This window comes from Streptomyces sp. GC420, from assembly GCF_009916105.1.
GTDB lineage: Bacteria > Actinomycetota > Actinomycetes > Streptomycetales > Streptomycetaceae > Streptomyces.
Map to the genome: position 1 here is coordinate 1 of NZ_JAAAXQ010000351.1, position 8,171 is coordinate 8,171.

Annotated in this window: 5 protein-coding genes; all 5 read left to right on the forward strand. The window is 68.1% G+C overall.

The genetic code is table 11. The features are described 5' to 3' along the window. A partial coding sequence (locus GUY61_RS30660) for a helicase associated domain-containing protein (RefSeq protein ID WP_166633511.1) occupies window positions 1–1,737 on the forward strand: 1,737 nt, incomplete at its 5' end. A gap of 158 nt (window positions 1,738–1,895) precedes the next feature. Next, window positions 1,896–3,368, forward strand: coding sequence for a DUF3375 domain-containing protein (locus tag GUY61_RS30665; RefSeq protein ID WP_166633512.1), 1,473 nt, complete (start codon window positions 1,896–1,898; stop codon window positions 3,366–3,368). Further along, window positions 3,365–3,952, forward strand: a complete 588-nt coding sequence (locus GUY61_RS30670; protein ID WP_166633513.1) for a DUF4194 domain-containing protein — start codon at window positions 3,365–3,367, stop codon at window positions 3,950–3,952. The genes GUY61_RS30665 and GUY61_RS30670 overlap by 4 nt, the downstream gene beginning before the upstream one ends. Next, complete coding sequence (locus GUY61_RS30675; RefSeq protein WP_166633514.1) at window positions 3,949–7,374, forward strand: ATP-binding protein; 3,426 nt, start codon at window positions 3,949–3,951, stop codon at window positions 7,372–7,374. The genes GUY61_RS30670 and GUY61_RS30675 overlap by 4 nt, the downstream gene beginning before the upstream one ends. Next, window positions 7,371–8,171, forward strand: an 801-nt coding sequence (locus GUY61_RS30680; protein WP_166633515.1) for a DUF3322 domain-containing protein, incomplete at its 3' end; no start/stop codon positions are given. The genes GUY61_RS30675 and GUY61_RS30680, both read left to right, overlap by 4 nt.

Sequence of the window (8,171 nt, forward strand, 5' to 3'; positions counted from 1 at the left end):
GACCAGGTCCCCACCGCCCGGCGCCTCTACCTGACCGCCACCCCCCGCGTCTGGGACCCCGATGACAGCCCGGACGAGAACACGGAGGCGGTGGCCTCCATGGACGACGAATCCCTCTTCGGCCCCGTCGCCTACCGGCTCACCCTCTCCGACGCCATCGACCTCGGCCTGCTCGCCGACTACCAGATCCTCGTCCCCGTCGTCACCGACGAAGACCTGCGCGACTGGCTCGCCACCGGACCCGGCGCGGGCGTCGACGGACTGCGCCTGGCCGGCCGCCAGGTCGCCGCCCTGCGCGCCATCCACGACCACCAATTGCGCCGCGTCCTGACCTTCCACCACCGCGTCGCCGACGCCCGCGCTTTTGCCGCCACCCTGCACGACACCGCCGCCACCCTGCCCAGCCACCTGCGCCCCGAGGGACTGTGGGCGGACTGGATCAGCGGCCGCCACGCCCCCCAGGTCCGCCGCCGCCTCCTTTTGGAGTTCGCCTCCCACGCTGGCCCCCACGCCCCGGCCGTGCTGTCCAACGCACGCGTGCTGGGGGAGGGCATCGATGTGCCCGCCATCGACGCCGTCGTCTTCGCCGACCCCAAGAACAGCCCGGTCGACACCGTCCAGGCCGTCGGCCGCGCCCTGCGCCAGCAGCCGGGTGCCGGCAAGAAGGCCACCCTCGTCGTCCCCGTCTACCTCACCCCGGGCGAAGACCCCGACGACCTCCTCGGCGCCGACGCCTACACCCCGCTGTGGCACACCATCCAGGCCCTGCGCGCCCACGACGACCGCCTGGAGGCCCGCCTGGCCGACCCCCGCACGCACCGTCCCACCACGCCTGCGGACGATCCCGAGGCATGGCTACACTTCGACCGCCCCGCCCAGGCCGAAGAAGTCGCCCTCGCCCTATCCCTACGGGTCCTGGCCCCCAAGAGCGCCGAATGGCGCCGCGGCCTGACCGCGGCCCGCCGATACCACCACGCCCACCACCACCTGGACGTCCCCCAGAACTATCAGGACCCCGCTGACTACCCACTGGGCCGCTGGCTGACCTGGCAGCGCCACCTGCACACCACCGGCGCCCTCGACCCAGCACGCACCCAGGCCCTGGAACGCCTCGGCATCATCTGGGATCCCCGCCAGCAGGCCTTCGACCGTGGCCTCGCCCACGCCAGCGCCTACGCCGCCCGCCACGGCCACCTCGCCGCCCCCGTCGACGAGGTCCACGACGACTATCCCCTCGGGCGCTGGCTGGCGACCCAGCGCACCCGCGCCAGCCGCCTCACCGCAGAACGTGCGGCCGCCCTCACCGCCTTGGACCCGTGGTGGAACCCGCCCTGGCCGATCGCCTGGCAACGGGCCTACCACGCCGCGCGCAGAGGCCCGGACGAAGCCGGTACGGCGGACGCGGGGGAGTGGGTCAGGGCTCAGCGTGCCCGTGTCGATCACTTGCACCCCGGGCAGCTCACTCTCCTCGCCCAACTGGGACGTGACCCGGTACCTGCTCCCGGCTCCCAAGCAGGCGGCCGACTGCCCGCGAGGGAACGCGCCTTCCGGCGCGGCCTGGCCGCCGCACGGTTCTTCCTCGAGCGGGAAGGCCACCTCGATGTACCCCAACGGCACATCGAGACCCTCGACGACGGCGACCACGTGCGCCTGGGGCAGTGGCTGAGCAACGTGCGACGCCGTCGTTCCGCGCTCAGTCCCCAGCGGCAGGAGGCCCTTGCCGAGCTCGGCCTGTGAGCGGGCGCCACACAAGCACGGGCAGCAGGGTAAGCCGGATATCGATAATTCGTTCGTTTAGCCGTGTTTGTCAGTGCCGCCTTCTAAGGTGAGTCCTCATCCGCCTCGGCTGAGACGGACACCGCGTCTCGTATACGTGTGAACGGGGGGGAGAACGCGTGGACTTTGAGGATGTCGCAGGGCTTCACGATCACCCGGCATGGCGGCTGTTACGGGCTGACCATGCCCCGCTGGTGCTGGCATTCTGCGGTGCGGTGTTCGTCGATGAGAACGCCCGAGGCGTCCCTGAAGTGGTCCTCGCCTCCCGTCTGGACGACCAGCTGTATGACCTCAACGAGCGGGGAGCCGGCTCGTTCCCTCGGGCGGCCGCGGCCTATCTGACGGAGTGGACCGCCAACGGATGGCTGCGCAAGTACTACCCGCCCGGTGAGGACGAGGCGCACTTCGACGCGACCAGCGCCCTGGAGAAGGCGGTTGCCTGGGTCCGGGGGCTTCCCACCCGCTCCTTCATCGGAACCGAGTCCCGGCTCAACACGATCGTCGCCCTGCTGCGGCAGATGGCCTTCGGGACCGAAACCGATCCGCAGGCACGGATCGACGAGCTGAGCCGCGAACGCGACGCGATCGACACCCAGATCGCGCAGCTTCGCGCCGGCGAGGTCGACATGCTGTCCCCGCTGGCCCTGCTCGACCGCTACCAGCAGGTCGAGACCACCGCGGTCGAACTCCTGCGGGACTTCCGCGAGGTCGAGGCGAACCTGCGGGAACTGGACCGGCGCCTTCGCCACGACATCGCCACGGCAGAAGGCGGCAAGGGCGATCTGCTGGCGACGTTCCTCATGGATCGCGAGGCAATCGCCGAATCGGACCAGGGCAGGAGCTTCCAGGCGTTCTTCGACTACCTGCTGTCCCCGCAGCGGCAAGACGAACTCCGCGACCTGCTCGGGCAGGTCAACCTGCTGCCCCAGCTCGAAGGCAAAACCAACCGCAACCTGTTGAAGATCCCGTTCGCATGGCTGGAGGCTGCCGAGAACACCCAGAACACGGTGCGCCAGCTCACCGAACAACTGCGCCGCTTCCTTGCCGACCGCGGCCAGGACGAGAACCGCCGCGTCCAGGACTTGGTGCGCTCCATCCAGCGCCGCATCGCGGAACTCGACGGGCGCAACGATCTGCCGGGCCTGGAACTGGAGCTTTCCCAGGTGGAGCTGGTACTGCCCATGGAACGGCGGCTGTACATGCCCATCGAACGGGTGGAACTGGACAGCACCGTCGAGGAAGCGCTCGACGACGCGACGGAGCTGGACATCTCGGAACTCATCGGCGGCGTGTACGTGGACCCGGAGGTCCTCGCCATGCAGGTGATGACAGCCGTCCGCGCGAGCCCCAGCGGACAGACGACCTTGGCCCGCGTCCTCGAGCAGCATCCTCTCACCCAGGGGCTGGCCGAGCTGCTGACCTACTTCCAGCTGGCCCGGCCAGGCTTGGACGTCGTGATCGATCCGGACCACACCTGGGAGCTCGTCTACGACAGGGTCGGCTCAGCCGGCCGCACCGCGGCCACCGTTCCGCGGGTGACCTTCGTACTCAACGACGACGGCGAAACCGCCGCCGAGGGGGAGCAGTCGTGAGCGACACGCTGACCGTGCCCGTGGTGAACCTGCTGAAAGCAGGCGTGCTCTATCAGAGCGACGCCCCCGCCGTCTGGGAGCAGATCCTCGCCCATCAGGCCGCCATCGGCGACTACCTGGCCGTCCTGGGCCTGCACCTCGTCATCGATCCCGCAGAAGGATACGCATTCGCACGGCAACGCGATCCGGACACGCGAGACGACGGTGCTAGCGTGCCCCGGCTCATCACGCGCCACCGGCTGTCCTTCGCCGTCAGCCTGATGCTGGTGCTCCTGCGCGGCCGGCTCGCGGATAGCGACGCCACCTCCTCCGACACCCGGCTGCTGCTGTCCCGCGACGACCTGGTGGACATGGTCCGCGGCTTTCTGCCTCCGCGCAGCAACGAAGCCCAACTCGTTGACCAGATCGAGATCCACATCAAGAAGCTTTGCGACCTCAAGGTCCTCAGAGCCACCAAGCAAGCCGGCTGGTACGAGGTACGCCGCCATCTCAAAGCCCTGGTCGATGCCCAAGTGCTCGGCGACTACCACGACCTCCTCGCCACCTACCGCGACACCCTCGACGCCCCGAAGGACGACGCATGAGCCTGACCACCGCCGCGGTGCCGCTGCTTCCCCAGCAGCACGTCCCCGCCGACGACACTGACGCCGTCGGCCCGGGCTTCAGACTCACGCGGATCGAAGTGCTGAACTGGGGCACCTTCCACCGCACGGTCTGGTCCTTCAACACCGACGGCGCCAGCGCCCTGCTGACCGGCGCCGCCGGATCGGGAAAGTCCACCCTGGTGGACGCCATGACCACCCTGCTGCTCCCCGCCCACAAGATCGCCTACAACAAGGCCGCCGGAGCAGAGGCCAAAGAGCGCGACCTGCGCTCCTACGTCCTGGGCTACCACAAGAACGAGCGGGTCGAAGCCACCGACAGCACCCGCCCGGTGGCGCTGCGGGACGCCACCAGCCACAGCGTGATCCTCGGCGTCTTCACCAACTACACCCTCGGCACGCACGTCACCCTCGCGCAGGTCTTCTGGGTGCCCGACGCCAACACCAGCCAGCCGGACCGCTTCTTCCTGACCGCCGACCGGCCCCTCTCCATCGAAGCCGACTTCACACGCTTCGGCACCAGCATCACCGACCTGCGCCGCCGCCTGAAGCAGACCGGCGCCACCCTCTACACCAGCTACCCCCCGTACGGGAAGGCGCTGCGCCGCAGCCTCGGAATCCCCAGCGAGCAGGCCCTCGACCTGTTCCACCAGACCGTGTCGATGAAGGCAGTCGGAAGCCTCGACGATTTCGTCCGTGAACGCATGCTCGAACCCTTCGATGCCCAGGCGGCTGTCGACAAGATCGTCGCGCACTTCGACGCGCTGACCGCCAGCCACGCCGAGGTCGTGCGGGCCCGTCAGATGATCGAGCACCTGACGCCCATCGTGGAGGCGTGCGATCGCTGCGATGCCATCCAGGCACAGATCACGCTCCTGACCCGGCGCCGCGACGCCGTTCCGCTCTTCTTCGCCCAGCGCCGCGAAGACGCCCTGACGCACCTCGGCTCGGACCTCCACACCCGCATCGGGCAGCTCACCGAAGAACAGCGCAAGCGCGCCCAGCACCTGGACGGACTGCGGTTGGCCGCGGAGGGGCTCAGGCGCCGCATCGACGGTGCCGGAGGCGAACGGCTGGTGGAACTGAGGGCCAGGATCGACGAGCTCGGCCGCGAGCGGGACCGCCGCCGCAAACGGTCGAGCGAGTACCAAAGCTGGCTCGAGCGGGCGGGCCTGCCACCGGTCAACGACCCGGCATCGTTCCACGAACGCGCCAGTCAGATCAGCCTCGCCCGTGAACAGGCCACCGAGCACGAACAGCAAGCCCGCCAGGAACTCGATGAGCTCGCCGTGGCCCGCCACGCCAACACCACGGCGACCGAAGCGATCCGGCGGGAGATCACCAGCCTGCACAGCCAGCGCTCCAGCATCCCTGCTCGCCTGCTGGACCTGCGCCGGGACCTGGCCGCCGCTGTCGGTGTGGCCGCGGAAGAACTTCCCTTCGCCGGTGAACTCATCCAGGTCCGGGACAGCGAAACCGAGTGGGCCGGAGCCGCCGAACGCGTCCTGCGCGGCTTCGCCCTGTCTCTTCTGGTCCCAGAAGCCCACTACGCGAAAGTCTCTAACTGGGTGAACGGCCGCCACCTGGGACTGCGACTCGTGTACTACCGCGTGCCCGCACAGATCCGGCCGACAGAACTGCCCACGGACCCCAGCTTCCTGACGGGCAAACTGGAACTCAACCAGGACAGCTGGGCCCACGACTGGCTCGCCACCCAGCTGCGCTCCCGGGCCGACTACCACTGCGCGGGCGACCTGGACACCTTCACCCGCTCCACCCGCCCGGCCGTCACCCAGCAAGGCCTGATCAAGAACGGAGGCGGCCGGCACGAAAAGGACGACACCTCCCGGGTCGACGACCGCCGCTCCTGGGTCCTCGGCTGGACGAACCAGGCCAAGCTGACAGCCCTCCTCGAGGAAGCACAGCGCCTCACTCAGGAGAGCGCCGAGATCACCGCACGCACCCGCGACCTCAAGCAGCAGGAGAACTCCAGGTCCGGCATCCGCGATGCTCTCGCCCTCCTCGCGAACGTCGAGAACCACCAGGAGATCGACTGGCAGGCGGCCGTCGGCGAACTCGAAGAACTGCAACAGCGCAAGCGGACCCTGGAGACCGAAGCCGGCCTGGACAAGCTCACCACTGAGCTGCAGGAGGCCGAAGAAGGAATCACACACGGCACCAAGGACTTCGACACGGGCCAGGAACACCTCGGCAGTCTCCGCAACGAACACGAACGCGTAGCCGCCCAGCTGGACAAGACCACCGCATTCCTCCAGCGTGCCGACCTCACCGACGTGACAGAACACTACGACGCGCTCACTGCGTTCCTGCCCGGTCCGACCGACAGCGTGCACCACCTTCTGGAGCAGTTGGACGCCGCAGAGACCCTTGCCGCACAGCAGCTTCTGCAGAACCGTGAAAGCCGCACGGAGGCATACCGGCGCGCCGCCTCACAGACAGCCACGAAGATGGCGACCTTCCGGGACACGTACCGTCAGTTCACCACCGACCTCGACAGCAGCATCGAAGCAGCGGACGGCTACCGGCAACTGCACAACCGTCTCACCGACGACGACCTCCCCCGCTTCGAGACCCAGTTCCTGCAGTACCTGCGCACCAACGTCATCCGCGACATCGCCTCCTTCCAAGCCCACCTCAGCGCACAGGAGCAGCAGATCCGCGAGCGCATCGAGGTCATCAACGCCTCGCTAGCCGCCATCAACTACAACCCCGGCCGCTACATCCGCCTCAACGCTGCGCCCACCGCAAGCGTCGAGATCCGCGACTTCCGCCGGGACTTGCGCACCTGCACCAGCGACGCCCTGGCCACCGATCCCGACGACACCTACACCGAGGAGAAATTCCTCCAGGTCAAACAACTCCTCGACCGCTTCAAAGGACGCCCCGAGCACACCCGCCACGACGCCGACTGGACCGCCCGCGTCACCGATGTCCGCCGCTGGTTCATCTTCAACGCCAGCGAAGTCAACCGCGCGGACGACACCGAACACGAGGTCCACTCCGACTCCGGCGGCAAGTCAGGCGGACAGAAAGAAAAACTCGCCTACACCATCCTCGCCGCCTCCCTCGCCTACCAGTTCCGCATCGACTCGGGCAACAGCAAGACCTTCCGCTTCGTCGTGATCGACGAAGCCTTCGGACGGGGCGACGACCCCTCCGCGCACTTCGCACTCGATCTGTTCCAGCGCCTGGGCCTGCAGCTGCTCGTGGTCACCCCGCTACAGAAACTGCACGTCATCGAGCCGCACGTCACACGAGTCGGCTACGTGGACCGCCCCGACACCGTCCGATCCCGCCTGAACACGCTCACCATCGAAGAGTTCCGAGCTGCCCGCATGAAGGCAGCCCAGATGCCGGCTCCCCGACCGGAGCCCCAGCCATGACCACACGCCACTGGACCAGCCCCGAAGACGTCATCGAAAGCCTGCGCCGAAAATGGAACAGCGGCCGCTACCTGGCCGCAGCCGCACAAGGCCACCCATTCGAGCCCATCTCCGTCCCCCTCAAAGGCCCCACCTCCACCGACGTCAACCGCCACTACAGCAAAGCCCTCGAATGGGCACAGTCCTGGGCAGCACACCACCACCCCCACATGCGGATCCAGACTAAAACCATCGGCGGACACAACAACACCCCGACGAACACGATCCCCATCCGGATCTGGGTGGACACCCTGCACCAGCTCGTCACCCTGCTGCAGACGACCGCCGAAGCCGACCTGTTCCACGCCCTCCACGCCGCCACAGCCACCAGCGACCCGGCCCTCACCGCGTGGATGGCCGCCCACCCCATGAAGGTCCTCAAAGCCGCCCCCCACTGGCAGCGCCTCATCGACACTGTCGCGTGGTTCCGCAACCACATCGCAGCCCCGGTATATCTACGGCAGATCGATGTCCCCGGCGTCGACACCAAATTCATCGAGGCCCATCAGGGCATCCTCGGAGAACTCCTCGACCACAGCCTCCCCGCCGACCGCATCCACCGTGAAGCCCCGAAGAACGACCTCGCCGCCCGCTACGGCCTGCTCAGCAAGCCCTCCTACGTACGCCTGCGCCACCTCGACGACCCACCGGGCCCCTACAGCGAACTCACCGTCCGCACCACCGAACTCACCACAGCACCGCCAGGCACCCATACGGTCATCGTCCTCGAAAACGAGATCACCTACCTCTCCCTGCCC

What these genes read in the sequence shown, in the direction of transcription:
- GUY61_RS30675 (WP_166633514.1), top strand. Translation starts at nt 3,949, where the DNA reads ATGAGCCTGACCACCGCCGCGGTGCCGCTGCTTCCCCAGCAGCACGTC.